The organism is Streptomyces sp. NPDC048018, assembly GCF_043202995.1.
Lineage (GTDB): Bacteria > Actinomycetota > Actinomycetes > Streptomycetales > Streptomycetaceae > Streptomyces.
The window spans coordinates 171,068-192,468 of sequence record NZ_JBIDBK010000003.1 but is presented as its reverse complement, the minus strand read 5'-3'; the positions used below and the strand labels follow the sequence as shown (position 1 = coordinate 192,468).

Annotated in this window: 17 protein-coding genes and 1 pseudogene; 10 read left to right on the top strand and 8 right to left on the bottom strand. The window is 73.2% G+C overall.

What is annotated here, in order from left to right; genetic code table 11:
- Positions 1 to 170: 170 nt before the first annotated feature.
- Positions 171 to 377: a hypothetical protein gene (locus ACGF1Z_RS12245; RefSeq protein ID WP_393002796.1), complete on the bottom strand. Its 207-nt coding sequence runs from the start codon at positions 375 to 377 to the stop codon at positions 171 to 173.
- Positions 378 to 575: 198 nt separating this feature from the next.
- On the opposite strand from ACGF1Z_RS12245, the pseudogene ACGF1Z_RS12240 reads away from it, so the two are divergent.
- The 3 genes and pseudogenes from ACGF1Z_RS12240 to ACGF1Z_RS12230 form a co-directional block, all read left to right on the top strand.
- Positions 576 to 1,046 (top strand): annotated as a pseudogene (locus ACGF1Z_RS12240) (SRPBCC family protein); the annotation flags it as partial.
- A gap of 339 nt (positions 1,047 to 1,385) precedes the next feature.
- Positions 1,386 to 2,351 carry an LLM class F420-dependent oxidoreductase gene (locus ACGF1Z_RS12235; RefSeq protein WP_393002794.1) on the top strand — a complete coding sequence of 322 codons (966 nt, stop codon included), beginning with the start codon at positions 1,386 to 1,388 and terminating at the stop codon, positions 2,349 to 2,351.
- Positions 2,352 to 2,566: 215 nt separating this feature from the next.
- Positions 2,567 to 3,694 carry a glutamate--cysteine ligase gene (locus tag ACGF1Z_RS12230; protein WP_393002792.1) on the top strand — a complete coding sequence of 376 codons (1,128 nt, stop codon included), beginning with the start codon at positions 2,567 to 2,569 and terminating at the stop codon, positions 3,692 to 3,694.
- 145 nt (positions 3,695 to 3,839) lie between these two features.
- On the opposite strand, the gene ACGF1Z_RS12225 is transcribed toward ACGF1Z_RS12230, so the two are convergent.
- From ACGF1Z_RS12225 to ACGF1Z_RS12210, 4 genes are all read right to left on the bottom strand, one after another.
- Positions 3,840 to 5,270: a DEAD/DEAH box helicase gene (locus tag ACGF1Z_RS12225; RefSeq protein WP_393004137.1), complete on the bottom strand. Its 1,431-nt coding sequence runs from the start codon at positions 5,268 to 5,270 to the stop codon at positions 3,840 to 3,842.
- A gap of 135 nt (positions 5,271 to 5,405) precedes the next feature.
- Positions 5,406 to 5,675, bottom strand: coding sequence for a GlsB/YeaQ/YmgE family stress response membrane protein (locus ACGF1Z_RS12220; RefSeq protein WP_393002790.1), 270 nt, complete (start codon positions 5,673 to 5,675; stop codon positions 5,406 to 5,408).
- A gap of 135 nt (positions 5,676 to 5,810) precedes the next feature.
- Positions 5,811 to 5,984, bottom strand: a complete 174-nt coding sequence (locus ACGF1Z_RS12215; protein ID WP_393002788.1) for a hypothetical protein — start codon at positions 5,982 to 5,984, stop codon at positions 5,811 to 5,813.
- Positions 5,985 to 6,225: 241 nt separating this feature from the next.
- Complete coding sequence (locus ACGF1Z_RS12210) at positions 6,226 to 8,106, bottom strand: transketolase (RefSeq protein WP_393002786.1); 1,881 nt, start codon at positions 8,104 to 8,106, stop codon at positions 6,226 to 6,228.
- Between the two features lie 447 nt (positions 8,107 to 8,553).
- On the opposite strand from ACGF1Z_RS12210, the gene ACGF1Z_RS12205 reads away from it, so the two are divergent.
- The gene (locus tag ACGF1Z_RS12205; RefSeq protein WP_393002784.1) at positions 8,554 to 9,156 is read left to right on the top strand and encodes a TIGR03086 family metal-binding protein; all 603 of its coding nucleotides are present in this window, start codon (positions 8,554 to 8,556) and stop codon (positions 9,154 to 9,156) included.
- A 72-nt stretch (positions 9,157 to 9,228) separates the two neighbouring features.
- Here ACGF1Z_RS12205 and ACGF1Z_RS12200 read toward each other — a convergent pair whose 3' ends face one another.
- Positions 9,229 to 10,371: a serine/threonine-protein kinase gene (locus ACGF1Z_RS12200; protein WP_393002782.1), complete on the bottom strand. Its 1,143-nt coding sequence runs from the start codon at positions 10,369 to 10,371 to the stop codon at positions 9,229 to 9,231.
- A 235-nt stretch (positions 10,372 to 10,606) separates the two neighbouring features.
- Between ACGF1Z_RS12200 and ACGF1Z_RS12195 the strand changes: the two genes are divergently transcribed.
- Together ACGF1Z_RS12195 and ACGF1Z_RS12190 are read left to right on the top strand one after the other, a co-directional pair.
- The gene (locus ACGF1Z_RS12195) at positions 10,607 to 10,831 is read left to right on the top strand and encodes a DUF6458 family protein (protein WP_393002780.1); all 225 of its coding nucleotides are present in this window, start codon (positions 10,607 to 10,609) and stop codon (positions 10,829 to 10,831) included.
- 59 nt (positions 10,832 to 10,890) lie between these two features.
- Positions 10,891 to 11,244, top strand: a complete 354-nt coding sequence (locus ACGF1Z_RS12190; protein WP_393002778.1) for a PRC-barrel domain containing protein — start codon at positions 10,891 to 10,893, stop codon at positions 11,242 to 11,244.
- 256 nt (positions 11,245 to 11,500) lie between these two features.
- Here the strand turns inward: ACGF1Z_RS12190 and ACGF1Z_RS12185 are convergent, their stop codons facing one another.
- Positions 11,501 to 13,093, bottom strand: coding sequence for an FMN-binding glutamate synthase family protein (locus ACGF1Z_RS12185; RefSeq protein WP_393002776.1), 1,593 nt, complete (start codon positions 13,091 to 13,093; stop codon positions 11,501 to 11,503).
- Between the two features lie 183 nt (positions 13,094 to 13,276).
- Here ACGF1Z_RS12185 and ACGF1Z_RS12180 point away from each other — a divergent pair, with 183 nt between their 5' ends.
- The gene (locus ACGF1Z_RS12180) at positions 13,277 to 13,681 is read left to right on the top strand and encodes a hypothetical protein (RefSeq protein WP_393002774.1); all 405 of its coding nucleotides are present in this window, start codon (positions 13,277 to 13,279) and stop codon (positions 13,679 to 13,681) included.
- Between the two features lie 86 nt (positions 13,682 to 13,767).
- Positions 13,768 to 13,929, top strand: a complete 162-nt coding sequence (locus ACGF1Z_RS12175) for a hydrophobic protein (protein ID WP_393002772.1) — start codon at positions 13,768 to 13,770, stop codon at positions 13,927 to 13,929.
- Between the two features lie 220 nt (positions 13,930 to 14,149).
- Here ACGF1Z_RS12175 and ACGF1Z_RS12170 read toward each other — a convergent pair whose 3' ends face one another.
- Complete coding sequence (locus tag ACGF1Z_RS12170) at positions 14,150 to 14,377, bottom strand: DUF5133 domain-containing protein (protein ID WP_393002770.1); 228 nt, start codon at positions 14,375 to 14,377, stop codon at positions 14,150 to 14,152.
- A 354-nt stretch (positions 14,378 to 14,731) separates the two neighbouring features.
- Here ACGF1Z_RS12170 and ACGF1Z_RS12165 point away from each other — a divergent pair, with 354 nt between their 5' ends.
- A complete protein-coding gene (locus tag ACGF1Z_RS12165; RefSeq protein ID WP_393002768.1) occupies positions 14,732 to 18,757 on the top strand; it encodes a HAMP domain-containing protein in 4,026 nt (1,341 codons plus the stop codon).
- A gap of 123 nt (positions 18,758 to 18,880) precedes the next feature.
- The gene (locus ACGF1Z_RS12160; RefSeq protein WP_393002766.1) at positions 18,881 to 21,364 is read left to right on the top strand and encodes a SpoIIE family protein phosphatase; all 2,484 of its coding nucleotides are present in this window, start codon (positions 18,881 to 18,883) and stop codon (positions 21,362 to 21,364) included.
- The last annotated feature ends 37 nt before the right edge of the window (positions 21,365 to 21,401 follow it).

The window sequence follows — 21,401 nt, the reverse complement described above, 5'->3', positions numbered from 1 at the left end:
CGTGTGCTCCGGCGAGCGCGCCGTGATCGGCGTCGGCCCGTCTGCCGTGCGAATGCCCCGCCGGGGGCCTCGCATGCCTGGACCGCTCATCTGATGTGCAAGGTGCACGAATGAGCGACGGCTGGAGTGCGGGTGCCAGGCGCGCGGCGGCCGGAAGGCCGCGACCCGCTCTACGTCTCGTCCGGCGCCTCGTCCCGCGGCTCCCCCTCGGCGCGCCCGCGGCGCGGCCGCTCCCTGTCGTCTTCGGGGCGGCGCAGTTCACCGGGGCCCTTGCCGCCCTGCGGCGGCCGAGGGGATTCACGTTCCGGCTCGTGGGGACGGACCTGCTCCTCGCGGCCCTTCCCCGGCTGCTGTTCCTTGTCCTGCATGCCGCCCATGACGACCTCTCCTCTGCGGTGCGGGCTTGTCCCGTCACACCAACCTGACACGGGGCGTGATGACCCGCACATCGGCGACAGCGGAGAGTGAGCGGACGCCCGGCGTTCGTGACGGCAGCTGCGAGATTGAGTCGCACCGCGACGGGTACGCGCGCATCGATCCAGCTTTGTCCTGAGCGGCATGAAGGAGGAATGACCGTGAGCATGGTGGAGCAGACGATCGACGTGGACGTTCCGGTGCGGAGCGCCTACAACCAGTGGACCCAGTTCGAGGACTTCCCGAACTTCATGGAAGGTGTGGAGGACGTCCGCCAGATCGACGCCCGTCACTGCCACTGGAGCACCAAGGTCGCGGGAGTCCGGCGCGAGTTCGACACCGAGATCATCGACCAGCTCCCCGACGAGCGCATCGCCTGGCGCGCCGTGGGCGGTGACGTCAGGCAGAAGGGGGTCGTCACCTTCCAGCGTCTCGACCCGGACCACACGCGGGTCCGGCTCGCCATGGACGTGGAGCCGGAAGGCATGGCGGAGAAGGCCGGCGACGCCCTGGGCTTCCTGGACCGCCGCGTCAAGGGCGACCTCAAGCGGTTCAAGGGGTTCATCGAGGAGCGCGGGCACGAGACCGGCGAGTGGCGCGGCCGCATCAGCCCCTCGGGCGAGATGACCCCGGGGGACATGACCTCGGGTGGCATGACCTCCGGTGGAACGTCCGCCGCCGGGACGCGGGGTGGGGACACGACGGGCGGCGGTACGACCGGCCGGACAGGGCCCCGTCCCGCCCCCGACACGTGGGAGCTCCCGCCGGAGCCCGGTGAGCCGGGCATGCGCTGACGCGCGTTCACGTCTCCCGGGGAGCCGCACCTCGGGCGGCCGCGCGCCCGCAGTCCGGGCGCGCGGCCGCCGAGGGGGTGGGGGTCGGCGGGTGAGCCTGCCGACGTGCCTCCGTGATGCCCGATATGGCAGAAAATGGCTCGTTTATGGGAGGGCGGTCGCGGCAAGGCGCCGGTCATGATGAACATCGGCTACACGATGATGACCGAGCAGGCGGGACCCCGGGAGCTGGTCGAGCACGTGGTCGCGGCCGAGAAGGCGGGGTTCGACTTCTCCGTCGTCTCGGACCACTCCTTCCCCTGGCTCGAGGAGCAGGGGCACGCGCCGTACGCGTGGAGCGTTCTCGGGGCGGCCGCCCAGGCCACCTCCCGCATTCCGCTGACGACCTTCGTGACCTGTCCGACCTTCCGCTACCACCCCGCCGTGATCGCGCAGAAGGCGGCCACCCTCCAGCTCCTGTCCGAGGGCCGGTTCCGGCTCGGCCTGGGCTCCGGAGAGAACCTCAACGAGCACATCGTCGGGGCGGGATGGCCCTCCGCGGGCGTCCGGCTCGAAATGCTGGAGGAGGCCGTCGTCATCATCCGCGAACTGTTCGACGGGGGATACGTCACCCGGCGCGGCCGCCACTTCCAGGTCGAGAACGCCCGCCTCTGGGACCTCCCCGACCCCACGCCGCCCCTGGGCATCGCGGTCTCCGGCCCCCGTTCCTGCGAGATCGCGGGCCGCCACGCCGACCTTCTCATCGCCACCGAGCCCGAGGCGGAACTCCTCGACGCCTTCGACCGCCACGGGGGCGCGGGCAAGCCCCGCATCGGCCAACTCCCCCTCAGCTACGACACCGACCGCGACGCGGCGGTCGCCCGCGCCCACGAACAGTTCCGCTGGGCCCTCGGCGGCTGGCCGTTGAACGCCGAACTGCCCCTGCCGACCGGTTTCGCCCAGGCCACCCGGCACGTCCGCCCCGAAGACGTCGCCGCCGCCATTCCCTGCGGGGACGACGTCGACGCGGTCCTGAAGGCCGTGCGCGCGTACGAGGAGGCCGGGTTCACCGACCTCGCCCTCGTCCAGATCGGCGGCGCCCGGCAGCTGCCCTTCATCCGCTGGGCCGAATCCACTCTGCTGCCCGCCCTCCGCGAGCGGTGACGGCCGCGCGCCGGCCGTCGGACGCGGGGTGCGGGAGGAGGACGGCGAGCGGAGGAGGACGGCGAGCGGATGCCGGCGGCCGTGCCGTCGGCGAGGCGCCGCCGTCGCGGCCGGCCGGCACGCGAGCATGAGCCGGACCGTTCCGGGCAGGAGTATGACCGGCAGACCGACCGACCGGCGCCTTTCAGTGTGCCGAGTGCCGTACAGGAGCACGGATGCGCACCGTAGGAGTCGAAGAGGAACTGCTGCTCGTCAGCGCCACGACCGGGGAACCGCTCGCGGTGTCGGCGGCCGTGCTGGCGGCTGCGGAAGGCGCCCGGAACGAGGGCGCGCGCGGCGGCGGCGACGCGGAGCCGGAAGGTGGCTTCGAGAAGGAGCTGCACCAGGAACAGCTGGAGTTCGCCACCCGCCCCGTGAGCGACATGCGCGAACTGCGGGCGGAGATCGTCCGCCGGCGCGGCGACGCGGCCCGCTACGCCAAGGAGGCCGGCGCCCGGGTCGCGGCCCTCGCCACCTCGCCGCTCCCGGTGGATCCCTCGCGGAACTTCGGCCGCCGGTACCTGTGGATGGCCGAGCAGTTCGCCCTCACGACACAGGAGCAGCTCACCTGCGGGTGCCACGTCCATGTCTCCGTGGAGTCCGACGAGGAGGGCGTCGCCGTGCTCGACCGGATCGGGCCCTGGCTCTCCCTCCTGAACGCGATCAGCGGCAACTCGCCCTTCTGGGGCGGCCAGGACAGCGGATACAGCAGTTACCGCAGCCGGGTCTGGAACCGGCTGCCCTCGGCCGGACCGTACGAGCCGTTCGGCAGCGCTGAGGGCTACCACGACCGGGTGCGCGACATGCTCGCGACCGGGGTCCTCCGCGACCCGGGCATGGTCTACTTCGACGCCCGGCTCTCCCACACGTACCCGACCGTCGAGATCCGTGTCGCGGACGTCTGCCTGGAGGCGGACACCACCGTGCTGGTGGCGACTCTGGCCCGGGGGCTGGTGGAGACGGCCGCGCGCGCCTGGCGAGCGGGGGAACCACCCACCCGGATCCCGGCGACCCTGCTGCGGCTGGCGTCGTGGCGGGCGGCTCGCTCGGGGCTCCGGGGGCCGCTCCTCGACCCGCGCACCATGCGCGAGACGCCCGCCGATGTGGCCCTGGACGCCCTGCTGGAGCACACGGACGCGGCCCTGCGCGCCTGCGGAGACCGCGACGGGGCCCATCGCGCGATGGCCGCTCTTCTCGCCCAGGGAGGCGGCGCGCAGCGTCAGCGCGACCTCCACCGCGGCGGCTGCGACCTGGGCGAGGTCGTACGCGAGTGCGTGCGCATCACGGCCGGCGCCGAAGCCTGACCCACGGAGCCGGGTCGACGTCCTCCGGCCGTACGCACCTGATCCCGCTGGGGACGCCGGAGGCCGGAACCGGCGGGCTGCCTCCGCGGCCGCGCGCCGGCCGGAGCGTGACTCCGCGGGGGACGGACGGCGGAGCCGGCGGCGCCTACGCCTGCGCGCCGCCGCGCCGGACGCGGGCCGCCCTGCGGGCCTCGGCCGTGCGCCGGGCCTCGGCGGACTTGCGGGACTCGTTCTTCGCGCGGCCGGGCTTTCCCGGGACCGTCCCCATCCCGCGGAACGTGGCGCCGCGCCGGTCCCCGCCCGCAGCGGCGGACCCGCCGTCGCCAGGGGTGGTGGCGGGCGTACGGGCGCCGGTGATGCGCCGCAGTTCGGCATCGCCCGGACGGACCTTGGTGATCCGGGGCCGGATGCCCGCCTCCGTGAGGAGCCGCGTCATGTCGCGGCGCTGGTCGGGCAGGGCGAGGGTGACGATGCTTCCGGAGGCTCCCGCCCGTGCCGTACGTCCGCCGCGGTGGAGGTAGTCCTTCGGGTCGGTGGGCGGGTCGACGTTGACGACGAGGTCGAGGTCGTCGACGTGGATCCCGCGGGCGGCGACGTTCGTCGCCACGAGGACGGTGACGGCCCCCGTCCGGAACCGCTCCAGGGTGTCGGTGCGCTGGGGCTGGGACTTGCCGCCGTGCAGCGCCGCCGCCCGTACGCCGCTGCCGACGAGCTGCCGGGTGAAGCGGTCGACGGCGTGCTTCGTGTCCAGGAACATGATCACGCGCCCGTCGCGGGCGGCGATCTCCGTGGCGGTGGCGAACTTGTCGGAACCCTGGACGTGGAGCACGTGGTGCTCGACCTTGGACGCGCCCTCGTCGGTGAGGTCGGCGGCGTGGATCACCGGGTCCTGGAGGTAGCGGCGGACCAGCCCCTCGACGTCCTGGTCGAGCGTCGCCGAGAACAGCATCCGCTGCCCGCCGGGTCGCACCTGGTCGAGCAGCTCGGTCACCTGCGGCAGGAAGCCCATGTCGGCCATCTGGTCGGCCTCGTCGAGGACCGCGATCTCCACCTGGTCCAGGCGGCAGTCCCTGCGCTCGACGAGGTCCCTGAGGCGGCCCGGCGTGGCGACGAGGACCTCGGCCCCGGCCCGCAGCTCGGTCGCCTGACGGCCGGACTGGAGGCCGCCGACGACGGTGGCCAGGCGCAGCTTCAGCGCCTGGGCGTACGGCGTGAGGGCCTCGGCCACCTGCTGGGCCAGCTCGCGCGTCGGCACGAGGACCAGGGCGAGGGGCTTCTTGGCGTCGGCACGCCGGCCGGCCGTGCGGGCGAGGAGCGCGAGCCCGAAGGCGAGCGTCTTGCCCGACCCGGTACGCCCCCGGCCCAGGACGTCGCGGCCCGCGAGGGCGCTGGGCAGCGTGGCGGCCTGGATCGGGAACGGGGTGGTGACGCCCTGGGCGGCCAGCGTCGTCAGGACCGCCGGGGGCAGCTCCATGTCGTCGAAGCGCTCCGCGGCCGGGAGCGACGGGGTGCCGGTGTTGCCGGTGAGATCGGCGAGGCCGGAGAGATCTCCCGTACGGGCGGCCGAGCGGTTCATGGGTGCCATGCCTTCTTCGATGGGGTTCCCACCAAGGAAAACACGGCGGGGGCGGCCGGGCCGAATCCCCGGCGGCACGACGACGCGGCTCTGCCCGGCGCGGAGGGCGCCGGGCAGAGCCGCGTGAGAAGCCCGTCAGTGACGGTGTCTGGAACCGGCGACCATGCGGTACGCGGCCAGCAGGATGAGCGAGCCGACGATGGCGGCGACCCAGGTGGAGAGTTCGAAGAAGCCGTCGATGGAGTCGACGTGGAAGATGACCTTCCCGAGCCACCCGCCCAGGAGCCCTCCCGCGATACCGATCAGAATGGTGATGATGATGCCGCCGGGGTCCTTTCCCGGCATCAGAAGCTTCGCGATCATTCCGGCTATCAGGCCCACCAGAATCCAACCGATGATGCCCACGGTGCACCTCTTTCCCGCGCATGAATCCTGTCAGTCCTCCGTATGCGCCGAACACCGCCGTCCAAACCTCGGGAAACGCGTCGTCCGGGAAACGGGATCCTTCGCGCCGCGAGTGACATCCGCATCACCGTCGGCTCAGCGTTTGAAGGCGTCCTTGGCCTTTTCCTTCCAGTGCCGGGCCTTGCCGCGGGCCTGCAGTCCGGCCCCCTTGAGTGCCGTCTTGTCCCTTCCCAGCGCATGGGCCGTCTTCCTGACGGCTTTGCCCACCAGCTGCTCGGCAGCGGCTTTCCACTTCTCGGTCGTGCTCATATCCGTCCTCCGGAACGGGGTCCGGGACGAAACCGTCGGCCGCCCGGTATCCACCGCTACAGCTCGATTCTGCGCCCGCCGCCGCCTCCGGGCCACCACCCCGGCGATCCGGGTGGGGCCGGGGCCGCTTCGGAGGCAGCCACGAGGAAACCCTCGTCCCCTCGTGGCGGCCTCGTCCCCTTTCCGTGGAGACACGCGCTCGGACGGGACCGCCACCGGTGCCACGGCGTCCTGCGGCTCGCTACCGGTCGAGCAGCTTGCGGGCGGCGCGCGCGATGTGGGTGCGGGAGATGCCCGCCGCGTCGAGGAGTTCGGCGGTCGTGCCGGAGCCCGGCAGGCCGGTGACCGCGAGGTGGGCGAAGGCCGGCTGATGGCCGCCGGGGGCCAGCGCGGACAGCACCGCCTCGCCGATCCCGCCCTCGGGATGGTGGTCCTCGGCGACGACGAGGGCACCGGTCTCGCGGGCGGCCCGCACGAGGGTGTCGGTGTCGACCGGCTTGACGGAGTAGAGGTCGACGACGCGGGCCGGGATGCCGTCGGCCGCCAGTTCCTCGGCGGCGGCGAGGCACTCGTGCAGCGTGACGCCCGCGCCGAGGAGCGTGACCCGATCGTGCTCGCCGTGCCGCAAGGTCTTGGAGCCGCCCACCGGGAAGCTCTCGCCGGCGGCGTACAGCACGGGATACGCGCCGCGGGTGGTGCGCAGGTACGAGATGCCGTCGAGGTCCGCCATGGCGGCGGTCAGGGCCGCCGCGGAGGTGGCGTCGCTGGGGTAGAGCACGGTGGAGCCCAGCACGGCACGCATCATGGCGAGGTCCTCGACGCCCATCTGCGAAGGGCCGTCGGCGCCGATCTCGACGCCGCTGTGCGTCCCGCACAGGGACATGGTGATCTGCGAGACCGCGGCCATGCGGATGAAGTCGTGGGCCCGGGTGAGGAACGCGGCGAAGGTCGTGGCGTACGGGCGGAAGCCGCGTACGGCCATGCCGACGGCGTCGGCGATCATCTGCTGTTCGGCGATGTACGTCTGAAAGAACCGCTCCGGATGCGCCTTCCCGAAGTCCTCGCTGTGCGTGGAGTTGCCGACCTCGGCGTCGAGGGCGACCACCTCGGGCCGGGCGCCGAGCGCGGCGAGGGCGGCACCGAAGGCCACCCGCGTCGCGACCTCGTCCCCGACCTCGTAGCGCGGCAGTTCCACCGGACCGCTCTTGCCGGCGCCGACGGGGATGCCCCCGGCGGCCGGCGGCCTGGGGCCGTCCACGGCCAGGTGGCGGACGCCGCCCAGTTCGGCGACGGCCCGCTCGGCCATGTCCTTCGGCAGTGGCTTCCCGTGCCAGCCGTTCTTGTCGGCGACCTCGGACACGCCGCGGCCCTTGACGGTCCTGGCGACCACGACGGTGGGGGCCGTGCCGTCCGCGGCCACGGTCAGCGCCCGGTCGACCTCCGCCAGGTCGTGGCCGTCGACCACCAGTGCCCGGCAGCCGAAGGCCTCGACGCGCCGGGCGTAGGCGTCGGTGTCCCACTCCAGCTCGGTGGGGCCGCTCTGACCGAGACGGTTCACGTCGACGAGGGCGACGAAGTTGCCCAGCCGGTGATGCCCGGCCTTGTCGAGGGCCTCCCACACCGAGCCCTCGGCCATCTCGCTGTCGCCGCACAGCACCCACACCCGGTACGGCTGCTGCTCCAGCTCGCGGCCGGCGAGCGCGATCCCGACCCCGTAGGCGATGCCCTGGCCGAGGGAGCCGGTGGCCAGGTCCACCCAGGGCAGGGCGGGGGTGGGATGCCCCTGGAGTCGGTGGCCGAAGCGCCGGTAGGTGGTCATCAGCTCGTCGTCGTCGATCGCGCCGGCGGCCTTGAACATCGCGTACAGCAGCGGCGAGGCGTGTCCCTTGGAGAAGATCAGGTGGTCGCCGGCCGGGTTGTCCGGGGCCGCCCAGTCGTAGCGCAGATGGCGGGTCATCAGGACCGCCATCAGATCGGCCGCGGACAGGCTGGAGGTGGGATGGCCGGAGCCCGCCGCCGTGCTGGCGCGCACCGAGTCGACCCTGAGCTGCTGTGCGAGTTCGAAGACCTCGGCGAGGTCGCTGTCCGGTCCGAGCGTGACGGTGGTGGGCGCTGCGCTCATGTCGTAGGTCCTTTCCTGCGGAGGGGACGGCCGCGGGGGAGTGGTCCCGGGCGCCGGGTCAGGGGTTCCCGTCCGCGCCCGGCCGATCACGCCCGGCGCCCGGCTTCGGCCCCTCGGGTGCGGCATTGACCCTTTTGCGTCTGCTCCGAAACCCTGGGGGGCATTCCTGCGGCCCGGCGGGAGGTGAAGCCTTCGCGTCGCGCACACCTTCGGCCGCCTGCCCGGGCGGGGTCCTCGCGTGCCGGCCGCACCACCCGCGTCCCGGCCCGGCGGGCCCGCGCCCCGCGTCCCCGCCCCGGCACCGGTTACCCGTCACCAAGGCCCGCGCCCCGGCCGGGCCACCCGCCGGAGGAGTCCGTCCGGCAGAAATCTGCCGGCCGCACGGCGATGAGTTCCCGCCCCGCCGCCGGTCCACCCTTCGGATCCCTCGTCTCCAAGGAGTGGCAGATGACAGACATGACCGGTCTCGACCTCGGACCGCAGGCGCTGGTCGTGGCGCGTCTCGCGGCGGGCGTTCCGGACGCGCGCCTCGCCGACCGGACCCCGTGCCCCGCGTACGCGGTGGGTGACCTGCTGGGCCATCTGGTGGGCCTGTCCGTGGCCTTCCGTGACGCCGCGCGCAAGGACCTGGGCCCCACGACGGACACCGCGCCCGATGCCGCCGAGCCCCTCCTGCCCGCCGACTGGCGCACGGAACTGCCGCGTCTGCTCCAGGACCTGGCCGAGGCCTGGAGGGATCCGGGGGCCTGGACCGGGATGACCCGCGCGGGCGGCGTCGATCTGCCCGGCGGTGTCACGGGGATCGTGGCCGCCGACGAACTGGTGATCCACGGGTGGGACCTGGCCCGCGCCACCGGCCAGGAGTACGTCCCCGACCAGGCCGCGCTGCGCGCCTCGCACGCCTTCCTGCTGGCCGCGGCCGAGGAGCAGGGCAACGGCGGTGGCATCTTCGGCACCGTGGTGCGCGTCCCGGAACACGCCCCGCTGCTGGACCGCACCGTCGGCCTGAGCGGCCGTGACCCGAACTGGGCCGCGCCGACGCCCTCGTGACGCGGCGGCCCGGAGGAACGGACCGCCACGGCCGGGCGCGCTGCCGTACGCAGGCGTCGCTCCCGACGCGGGTCAGGCGTGTCCGCGAGGCTCACCCGGACGCGGGGCGGAGGGCACCCCGGCGGCGGGCCGCGGGTGGTCCACGGATCCCGCCCGGTGGTCGACGGCGGCCCGGCCGGCCGGCCGGGCCGCGGCCGCCTCGCCGCCGGTGGGGGTGCTGCCCCACGAGCCGGCCAGCGTGAGTCCGAGCGTGGCCACCGTCGCGGCCACCGCCCGTGCGCGGCCGCTGACCTCGGAGTGTTTCCGGACCGGGCCGCGACGCGGTGACGTGGTCGCGCGGTGGGATGGGGAGCCCGCGGTCCGCGGGTCGCCCAGGGCCCGGGCACAGGCCCGGGCGTCCGGCCGGGCGGTGGGCGCCTGTGCGGTCATCGCCGTCAGCAGACCGGCGAGTCCGGCCGGGAGGCCGGGCGGGACCACCGGCGGGCGCTCCAGGTGCGCGAGCGCGGCCTCCAACGGCGGTCCTCCGTACTCGGCTTCCCCTTTGAGGGCTTCGAGGAGCACCAGACCGAGGCTGTACACATCGGCGGCAGGACCCGTGTGCCGGCCCAGTGCCTGCTCAGGCGCCATGTAGGACGCGGTCCCCGTGAGCCTGCCGCCGGCGTCGGCCCCGGAGCCGGGAGCGGGTCCGGTGGCCGCGTCGAGGCGGCGGGATATGCCGAAGTCGGCGAGGTGCGGGGCGTCCGCGCGGTCCAGAAGTATGTTGGACGGCTTGACGTCGCGATGGACGACACCGCGGGCGTGCACGTGGGTGAGGGCCGAGGCGAGGGTCGCGCCCATGCGGCAGGTCTCGGCGGGGGTGAGGGTGGACCGGGCGAGCCGGCGGCCCAGGGTCGTCCCCCGCACGAGCTGCATCACCAGGTAGGGGCGGCCCGCGTCGTGGCCCGAGTCGTAGAGGGTCACCAGCCCGGGGTGCTGCATACGCGCCAGGAGGCGGCCCTCCTCGTCGCACTGTTCCTCGCACCGCTCGTCCGGCCGGCCGGGGTCGGCGGGACGGAACAGCTTCACCGCCACGGGGCGCCGCAGTCGCAGGTCCAGCGCCTCGTAGACGTCGGCCGCGCCGCCGCGCCCCAGCAGGCCGTCGAGCCGGTAGCGGCCGGACACGTCGTGAGCCGTCAGCCGGAGTTCCGGGTCGTCGGGCCACTCCTCGACCTGCATCGGTTCTCCCTGGGGGTCGTCCTTCGGCCATGTGGTGCCGGCCCTGGGGCGGGGCGCGCCGCCCGGCGGCGTGCGCGGGGCCCGCGGCTCACGCGTGCCCCGTCGGGCCATGAACATCCCTGCGCGGAACGGGAAACAGGAATCGGGCGGACGCCGACGGTCCGAAATCGGGTCGCGTGAATTCCGGATGCCCGGGTACCCGGACGCTGACCAACCCGCATGGGAGGGAGCAATCATGGGTCTGGGACTGTTCATCATCCTGATCGCCGTCGGCGCCATTCTCACTTTCGCGTCCGACTGGGAACTCCAGGGAATCGACCTCGATCTGGTCGGCATCATCCTGATGGCGGTCGGCATCATCGGCACAGCCGTCTACACCAGTGTTCTCCGCCGCCGTCGGATGGTCGTCCCGCCCGTGGCCCCCACGGTCACCCAGGACGACCGACGCGACCTGCTCTGAGGCAGCCGCGTTTCCGGTCCGATACGCATACGACACGAACGAGCAGAGGAGTGACAGCAATGACCGACCACTTCTGGAGCTACGGCACGGAGTCCGGCCACCTGGCGGGCACCGACCTCACCGGATGGCGGGTCGAGGCGGCCGACGGCCACATCGGAAAGGTGGACAAGCACTCCGACGAGGTCGACGACGCCTACCTGGTCGTGGACACCGGAGTCTGGATCTTCGGCAAGGAGGTGCTGATCCCGGCGAGCGCCGTGACCCGCGTCGACCTCGAGGAGAACACGGTCCACCTCGCCCTGACCAAGGAACAGGTGAAGGACGCACCCGAGTTCCACTCGGACAAGCACCTCGCCGACCGGCAGTACCGCGAGGACCTGATGGCGTACTACCGCGTCGGCGGCCCGTTCTAGCGGGACGGCGCCGTACGCGCCCGCGGCCCTCGGCCCGGGACGGAGCACACAGGCTCCGTCCCGGGCCGAGGGCTTTCCGGTCGGCTCGGCAACGGGCCCGCCGGCCGTGGCCGGCCACCGGCCCAAGGGGTGCAGCCCTCCACCACTCCCGGCTCGGCCGAGGGTCAACCGGGCCACCCCGGTTCGACCGGGATCTTCCGGGCCCGGGCGATCCGGACCACCCGAGGGGCAGCCCGGTCGCCCGGCCTCGACCGCTTCACCCGAGGGCGAACCGGTCCGGATGAGCCGCCTTCCAGTCGGCCGCCCACGCGTCCGGAACCGAGGCGGAGGAGAGGAGTGCCCCGTGAGCGAGCGGTGTGTACAGGTCGGCATGGGACCGGACGTCGTCCGGGCCGACCCGGCGCAGGAGCATCCCGGGCGCCAGATCGCCGGGGCGCTCGACGCCCATGGCGGCCATGATCTGCAGGGCGCTCTTCACGGTCGCCTCCTGGAAGCGCTGGACGCGCCGTGCCTTGTCCTCGACGTCCAGGGCCCGGGCGCGCCGCGGGTCCTGGGTCGCGACACCGACGGGACAGGTGTTGGTGTGGCAGCGCTGGGCCTGGATGCAGCCGAGCGCGAACATCATGGCCCGGGCGGAGTTGGTGTAGTCGGCGCCCTGGATCAGCCGCTTGACGATGTCGCTGCCGGTGGCGACCTTGCCGGAGGCGCCGATCCGGATCCGGTCGCGCAGCCCCGCGCCGACGAGCGCCCGGTGGACCGTCGTCAGACCTTCGGTGAGGGGGAGCCCGACGGTGTCCGCGAACTCCAGCGGTGCCGCCCCGGTGCCGCCCTCGGCCCCGTCCACGACGATGAAGTCGGGCGTGACGTCCTCCTCCAGCATCGCCTTGCAGACGGCGAGGAACTCGCGGCGCGAGCCCACGCACAGCTTGAACCCGACCGGCTTGCCCCCGGCCAGTTCCCGCATCCGGTCCAGGAAGCGGACGAGCTCCCGCGGGGTCCGGTAGACCCGGTGGTACGGCGGCGAGATCACGGTGCGGCCCGGCGGAACGCCCCGGACCGAGGCGATCTCCCGGCCGACCTTGGAGCCGGGCAGCACGCCCCCGATACCCGGTTTGGCTCCCTGACTGATCTTCAGCAGCACACAGGCGACCTGGTCGAGAGCGGCCTTCTCGGTGAACAGCCGCGGGTCGAAGCCGCCGTCGTCGGTGCGGCAGCCGAAGTATCCCGTGCCGATCTCCCACACGAGGTCGCCACCGGGAGCCAGATGATGCGGCGATATCCCGCCCTCGCCGGTGTCGTGGGCGAAGCCGCCGCGCCGGGCGCCCTCGTTCAGGGCCCGGATCGCCCGGTCCGACAGGGCGCCGAAACTCATCGCCGACACGTTGAGCAGGGCCATGTCGTAGGGCCTGGTACAGCCCGGGCCGCCGATCCGGACCCGGGGCTGTCCGGTCGGCACCGGGCGCGGAGCCATCGACGGGACGAGGTACTCGGTGCCGGTGCGGTCCAGCTCCAGCTCCGTTCCGAAGGGGTCCTCGGCATCCGTTCCCTTCGCCCGCTCGTAGACGATGGAGCGGGTGTCGCGGTCGAAGGGCACGCCGTCGACGTTCCGCTCGACGAAGTACTGCTGCACCTCGGGACGGAGCGCCTCCATGGCGTACCGCAGGTGTCCCAGCAGCGGGTAGTTACGGAGTACGGAGTGGCGCCGCTGGCGCAGGTCGCGCAGCGCGACGGCGGCGAGCAGGAGGGCGGGGCCGGCCGCGCACCACCACCAGGGGGACACCACGACGGCCAGGAGGCCGGTGGCGAGGGCGGTCAGGGCCGGAAGGGCCGCGAGAAGAATCGTCACCATGCACGGCCGTCTGTCCCGGATCGGCCGGGCCAAGCGGGTTCGTGGGCCGTGCGCCCGCGGTCCGCCGGGCCCGGGGATTCCGGGTGCCACGGAGCCCCGGAACACCGGGGAGGTGCGCCGGGAAATTTCGCTTCGGTGCGAAGGACGGGGTTTGCCGTCGGCGAGCGCGGCCAGACGACAGCCATGAGTGCTTCCGACAACAGCGACCAGAATCCGCCCCGCCGGGCCGGCCCGCACTCCGTGCCCGAGGCCGCCGGCCCGTCCCACGGTGCGGACCGCGCCGTACGGGCGGACCGCGCCGTACGGGCGGAGCAGGCCGGCACCACGGAGCCGGCCGCGTCCGGTCCGGCGGCCACGGGGGCGCTGCGTGCCCTTCCGGCCCCGTTCGCCGAGCAGGCCCGTACCGCCGGGCATGTGGCGCGTGGCGCCGGCGGAGCGCTGTGGACCGCCGTGCGCACGCACAAGGGGGTGACGGGCGGCGCCGCCGTGAGCGCGACGGCCGCGCTCACCGGTGCGTACGCGCTCGGACACCGGGCGGGGCGACGCAGCCGCGGCCCGCTGGCCCGACTCCTCGGACGCCGCTCCTGAGACACGGGTGAGGTTTCTCTCTCCCCAGGGGCCGATCCGGCCCGTTGATCCGTTTCCTTTCACCACTCTTCCGGAGGTTGACGCACATGGTCCCCCTGCTGCTCGTTCTGCTTCTCGCTCTGCTGCTCTTCGGCGTCGGCTTCGCGGTCAAGGCGCTCTGGTGGATAGCCGTGATCGTGCTCGTCGTGTGGCTGATCGGCTTCGTGGCCCGGCCGAAGGGGAGCACGGGCCGCTGGTACCGCTGGTAGGCGGCGCCGCGTCCCGCGGGCGCGGCACGCCCCCGCCCGCGCGCGAGACCCCGCACCGTACGAGACGCCCTGCGCCCGCCGCCGGATCCCGGCCGCGGGCGCAGGGCGTTCCCCGTGGGACGCCCTGCCCCGGCCACGGGGCCGGGAACGGACGTCCCACCCATGGCACGAACGGGCCCGGCACGCTCCGAGGGGAGCGTGCCGGGCCCGTTCGTGTCTCTCAGGCGGTCAGGACCGAGTCGTCCTCCGGGCGGGCGCCCGGCAGGCGGTGGCGGGCGGCGATCAGCGCCGCGTCCACGTCGCGCGTACCCGTGCAGACACACAGCGTGTAGGCGAGGTCGTCCATGCGCTTGCGCACCTCGGCGCTACCGTCCTGCGCACGGAGGACCTCGAGCGTCTCGTACTGCTCGATGAGATTCCGCAGGACCGCGGGATGAGCCATCAACACGTTGGGAGTCCCCTCGTCGTCAGGGCGCCGACCGCCCGGTCTGACGCGGCGTGTACCCCGGCTCCCGCCCCGTACACCCCCGGTTCCGGGGCGCGGCGGGCACCGGAACCGGGCGGGTCCGCGGGGCGGCTCCGGCGCGCTCCGAGGCCTCGTCTGTGACGTTGACGACGTCGTCTTCCGGCCGCATGACGCGGCATCGCCCTCCTCTTGTCGATCACGAGGGAGTACTGTCGTCATAATTGCCGTACGGCAACGGTCTGAGCTGCGGAACCGTACGGGAAGGCGGACGGTTCCGACGCGTGACCGTACCCGTATGGACCGTGTGCGGATGCCTGATGGCGAACGAGGATGGGCATGTCTGAGACGACGATCAAGGGCTCCGCGACCGATGGGCGGCCGGGGCCGGCCGCGGTGGGAGAGCCGGAGCTCCGGCAGCTCCTGGCCGGTCTCACCGCCGTGCGGGACGGCGACTTCGGCACCCGTCTGCCCGACGAGGCGGGCGGGCTGATGGGCGAGATCTCCAGTGTGTTCAACGGGATGGTCGACCAGCTCTCCCTGTTCACCTCGGAGGTGACGCGCGTCGCCCGTGAGGTCGGCACGGAGGGCACCCTGGGCGGGCAGGCCGTGGTCCCCGGGGTCTCCGGCACCTGGGCGGACCTGACCGACTCGGTCAACGCGATGGCCGGGAACCTCACCACCCAGGTCCGGGACATCGCCCAGGTGGCCACCGCGGTCGCCAAGGGCGACCTCTCCCAGAAGATCGACGTGGACGCCCGCGGCGAGATCCTGGAGCTCAAGAACACCATCAACACGATGGTCGACCAGCTCTCCTCCTTCGCCGACGAGGTCACGCGCATGGCCCGCGACGTGGGCACGGAGGGCATCCTCGGCGGCCAGGCCGACGTCAAGGGCGTGTCCGGCACCTGGCGCGACCTGACCGACTCCGTCAACTCCATGGCCGGGAACCTCACCGCCCAGGTCAGGGCCATCGCCCACGTGGCCACCGCGGTGGCCACCGGTGACCTGTCGAAGAAGGTCGACGTGGACGCCCGGGGCGAGATCCTTGAGCTGAAGACGACCATCAACACGATGGTCGACCAGTTGTCGGCCTTCGCCGACGAGGTGACCCGGGTGGCCCGCGAGGTGGGCACCGAGGGCAACCTGGGCGGTCAGGCCACCGTCCGGGGAGCCTCGGGCACCTGGAAGGACCTCACCGACAACGTCAACGTGATGGCGTCGAACCTCACCGGACAGGTGCGTTCGATCGCCCAGGTCGCCACGGCGGTCGCCCGCGGCGACCTCTCCCGCCGGATCACCGTGGAGGCCAAGGGCGAGGTCGCGGCCCTCGCCGACACCATCAACACGATGGTGGACACCCTGTCGGCCTTCGCCGACGAGGTGACCCGCGTCGCCCGGGAGGTGGGCACCGAGGGCCGCCTCGGCGGCCAGGCCCGGGTGCCGAACGTGGCCGGCACCTGGAAGGACCTCACCGACAACGTCAACTCCATGGCGAACAACCTGACCGGACAGGTCCGGAACATCGCCCAGGTCACCACCGCCGTCGCCAACGGCGACCTCTCCAAGAAGATCGACGTCGACGCCCGCGGCGAGATCCTGGAGCTGAAGACGACCATCAACACGATGGTCGACCAGCTGTCCTCGTTCGCCGCCGAGGTGACGCGCGTCGCCCGCGAGGTCGGGAGCGAGGGCCGGCTCGGTGGTCAGGCCGAGGTGGAGGGCGTCTCCGGCACCTGGAAGCGGCTGACCGAGAACGTCAACGAGCTCGCCGGCAACCTCACCCGCCAGGTCCGCGCCATCGCCGAGGTCGCGAGCGCGGTCGCCGAGGGCGACCTGACCCGTTCGATCACCGTCGAGGCCTCGGGCGAGGTGGCCGAGCTCAAGGACAACATCAACGCCATGGTCGGCTCGCTGCGCGAGACCACCCGGGCCAACCAGCAGCAGGACTGGCTGAAGTCCAGCCTGGCCCGGATCTCCGCGCTGATGCAGGGCCACCGCGACCTTGCCGTCGTCGCCGAACTCGTCATGGACGAACTGACCCCCCTCGTGTCCGCCCAGTACGGCGCGTTCTACCTGGCGGAGGAGGGGGCGGACGGCATCGAACTCGGGCTCGTCGGGTCCTACGGGCGCCCCGCCGGCGAACAGGGACGGGACCGGTTCCGGCTGGGGGAGTCGCTGGTCGGGCAGGCCGCCCGCAGCCGGCGCACCATCGCCGCCGAGGACGTCCCCGCCGACTACGTCGCGATCTCCTCGGGGCTCGGCCGGACGGCCCGGGGCAGCCTGATGGTGCTGCCCATCGTCGTCGAGGACCAGGTCCTCGGCGTCATCGAGCTGATGTCCTTCAGCCGCTTCACCTCCGTGCACCGGGACTTCCTGGAGCAGCTCATGGAGACCGTCGGCGTCAACGTCAGCACCATCGTCGCCAACGCCCGTACGGACGAACTGCTGGACGAGTCCCAGCGGCTGGCCGGCGAACTGCGCTCGCGCACCGAGGAACTCCAGGTGCAGCAGGACGAACTCCAGCGCTCCAACGCCGAACTGGAGGAGAAGGCGGCCCTGCTCGCGACGCAGAACCGCGACATCGAGGCCAAGAACCTCCAGATCGAGCAGGCCCGTCAGGAGCTCGAGGACCGCGCGCAGCAGCTGGCCCTGGCCTCGAAGTACAAGTCCGAGTTCCTGGCCAACATGAGCCACGAGCTGCGCACCCCGCTCAACAGCCTCCTGATCCTGGCCCAGCTGCTCGCCCAGAACCCGACCCGCAACCTCACGGCGAAGCAGGTCGAGTACGCCGGCATCATCCATTCGGCCGGGTCGGACCTGCTGCAACTGATCAACGACATCCTCGACCTGTCCAAGGTGGAGGCCGGGAAGATGGACCTCAACCCCGAGCGCGTGGCGCTGCGCCGGCTTCTCGACTACGTCGAGGCCACCTTCCGCCCGCTCACCTCGCAGAAGAGCCTCACCTTCACGGTGTCGACCTCCGCAGGCGTCCCCGTCGACCTGATCACCGACGACGCGCGGCTCCGGCAGGTGCTGCGGAACCTGCTGTCCAACGCCGTCAAGTTCACCGAGCAGGGCAGCGTCGAACTGCGCATCGAACCGGCCGCCGACGACGAGCTTCCGGCGACGGTCCACCGCGGCGGTCCCGTCGTCGCCTTCCGCGTCACGGACACCGGCATCGGCATCGCGCCCGAGAACCTGGAGGCCATCTTCGGCGCCTTCCAGCAGGCCGACGGAACGACCAACCGGAAGTACGGCGGCACGGGCCTCGGGCTCTCCATCAGCCGCGAGATCGCCTACCTGCTCGGCGGCGCCCTCACGGTCGACAGCGTGCCCGGCGAGGGCAGCACCTTCACCTTCTACCTGCCCGTCACCCGCCCCGACTTCACGGAACAGCCCGCGCTCACCGCGGGGACGGCGGAGGCCACCGTGGCCCCTCCGGACACGGCGCCCGAAGGCGGCACCCCCGCCCCCCTCGGCTGGGCCGGTGCACCGTCCGTCCGGCCGACGCGGCGGATCCTGGTGATCGAGGAGCGCCCGCGCGGACTCCTCGCCCTCGTCGCCGAGAACGCCGTCACCGAGCTCGCCGCCGACGGCGGCCGCGCCGACCGGGGGGACGTCGAACTGATCGCGGTCGTCGGCCCGCAGGAGGCCGCCACCGCGCTGGCCACCCAGGCCTTCCACTGCGTCGTGCTCGACGTCGACATGGCGGACGGCGACGCCCTGCGCTTCCTCGACGCCGTGGACGGGGACGAGGCCCTGCGCACCGTTCCCGTCCTCGCCCACAACAACCGGCGCCTCGCCGCCGACCAGGAGCGTGCCCTGCAGGAGCTCGCCCGCCGGCGGCCGCTGGAGCTCCTCTCCAGCCTCGACGAACTGCGTGAGCGGATCGCCCTGCACCTGTCCGCGGAGCAGCCCGGCGACGTCGTGCCCCTGGTCCGGGGCGAGCACCAGGGCCCGGCGCCGCAGACCATCGACACGGCGCTGCACGGCCGTACCGTTCTCGTCGTCGACGACGACGCCCGCAACCTCTACGCCCTCAGCGGCATCCTGGAGCTGCACGGCATCAGGGTGCTGCACGCCGAGAACGGCCGGAAGGGGATCGAGACGCTGCTCGCGCAGCCGGCGGTCGACCTCGTCCTGATGGATGTCATGATGCCGGAGATGGACGGCTACACCGCGACCGCACAGATCAGGGAGATGCCGCAGTACGCGGACCTGCCGGTCATCGCGGTCACCGCCAAGGCCATGCCGGGCGACCGGGAGAAGAGCATCGCCTCGGGGGCCAGCGACTACGTGACCAAGCCCGTCGACGCCGACGAACTCATCGCCTGCGTCGGCCGCTGGCTGAACGACGGGTAACTCCGTGACCGTCCTCCCCGCCGGCCCGTACCGCACCCCGCGGCGGGCCCCGCGCCTGCCCGGCACGCCCTGTTCCCCTTCGTCCGGCGGCCCCACGGCCGCCCTACCCCTGGAGTCGTCGAAGTGAGTGGTCCCCACCTCCGGGGCGCGGACGCGTCCTCCGGCACCCCCGGGGAAGACGCTCCGCTGCCCGAGGTGCCCCTGGCGAGCGTTCCCCGCCCCGCTGCCGCCGAAGGCGACCGGGTGTCGACGCAGGACCGCCTCGCGCTCGGCCGGCTGGCCGCCACCGTGGAACGGCTGCGCGGGGAGGTGCGCGCCGCGCACGCGGCGGCCGAGGGCCGTGCCCTGGTCGAGCTCGCCAAGGGAGTCATCGTCGAGCGCCTCGGCTGCGGCCCCGCCCAGGCGGCGCGGCAGCTCGCCGAACTCGCCGAGCGGGCCGGACTCTCCCAGCTGGAGTTGGCCGCGGACATCATCAACCAGGCGGCCCGTGACCGGGTCGCCGAGGCCGCCGGCGAGTTCGTCAGGACCACCGTCGGCGAGCCCGGCTCTCCCGGCCCGGTCGCCCGGGCCGACGCCTCGGTCGCCGTCCGGCTGCGTACGGCCGAGAGCGCGGCGCTCAGCGCGAGCGACACGCAGTCCGTCGCCGAGTCGCTGCTGGCGCACGCGCTCGAACCCCTGGGCGCCGTCGCCGTGGCGATCTGGACCACCGGCCCGGACGCGTCGCTGACCCTGTGCGGCCACGCCGGTTTCGGCTCCGACGAGGCGGCACGCTGGCACTACGTGCCGCCCGGTGTGAGCACCGCGGCCCGCCACGCCCTCACCGACCGCAGGACGGTCTGGTACCCGTCCCTGGCCGCCGCCGGCGTCCCCTCGATCGGACGCGCCCGCCACCCCGAGGGGGGCCGGGTCGTCGTCCCCGCCGGGACCGGCGGCCGGATCCACGGCGTGCTGGAGATCTGCTGGGCCCGGCCGCTGGAGCCGCAGCCCCAGGCCGTGGAGCGCCAGATCGAGGCCCTCGCCGAACTGTGCGCCCACACGCTGGAGGCCCGCTCCGCGCCCGCCGAGCCGACGCGCTCCCCCGTCGCCTCCGGGCACGGAGCGCTGGAGCTGGCCGAGCTCGCCGACGGGCTCTACGACCCGGTCCTCGTCCTGGCCCCCCACCTGGACGAGACGGGGCGGCTGGCCGACTTCCGCATCCGGCACGCGAACCCGCACTTCCAGGACCCGGCCGGCCGGCCCCGCAGCGCCGTCGAAGGAGCCCTGCTCCTGGAGGCGTACCCCGGGACGGCGGGCGAGAGGGAGCTCTTCGAGCGGATCGAGCGGGTCTATGCCACGGGGGAGCCCTTCCGCTCCCGGCGCACCCGGCTGACCGCCCTCGTGGACCAGGTGCCGCTCTCGTCACTCGCCGACATCAGCATCAGCCGGCACGGAGACAGCGTCCTGCTCGTCTGGCGCGTCGAGGACGAGGCGGCCCGCCTGGCGAATCTGCTGCAGCACGCCCAGCGGCTCGGCCGGATCGGCGCCTTCGACGAGGACGTCCTCACCGGCGAGATCACCTGGAACGCCCAGCTCTTCGAGCTCTTCGGCCGGCAGGTGACGGAACCGGCCGTCTCCCTGCGCGACCTCGCCGCCCACGCCCACCCCGACGACTCCGGCACCATCCGGCGTTTCCTGCAGTCCGTGCTGCACCAGCGGCGGGCGGGCTCCATGGCCTTCCGGCTGCTGCGTCACGACGGCGTCGTCCGGCACATCCGAGTGATCGCCGAACCGACCCTGGGCGCCGACGGCGGACTCCAGGCGATCCGGGGCGCCTTCCAGGACATCTCGGCGCAGCACTGGACCGAGGTCGCCCTCACGGCCACCCGCGACCGTCTGGCCGCCACCGAGGAGGAGGCGGAGGAACGCAACCGGCTCACCCTCCAGCTCCAGCACGCCATCATGCCGCCGGCCAAGCCCCCGCTGGACGCCCCGGGACTCGACGTCGCCGTGCGCTACCGCCCGGCGGAGTCGGAGTCCCTGGTCGGCGGCGACTGGTACGACGCCGTCGTGCTGCCGTCCAAGAAGGTGCTCCTGTGCGTCGGGGACGTCGCGGGTCACGGGGTGGAGGCCGCCACCGGGATGGTCGTCCTGCGCAACGCCCTGCGCGGCCTCGCCGTCACGGGCGCCGGCCCGGGACAGCTGCTGGCCTGGCTCAACGGCGTCGCCCACCACCTGACCGCCCACGTCACGGCCACCGCGATCTGCGGCCTCTTCGACCCCGAGGCCCGGACGCTGCGCTGGGCCCGGGCGGGACACCTTCCGCCCGTGCTCGTACGGGCCGGCGAGGCCGCCGACCTCCCGCTCCTCAAGGGGATGCTGCTGGGTGCTCTCGCCGAGGCCGAGTACGAGGAGGCGGAGATCCGGCTCGAACCGGACGACACCGTCCTGATGTACACCGACGGTCTCGTCGAACGACGGGACACCTCCGTTCAGGAATCCGTCACCCAGCTGCTGGCCGTCGCCGGCATGCCCGCGGACAGCCTCGAACGCCGCCTGGACCTGCTGCTGGCGCGCAGCAAGTCGGACACGGACGACGACACGTGCGTCGTCGGTGTCCAGGTGACCTGATCCGCGACCGCCCGTCCCCCGCCCGTTCCCCCCGTTC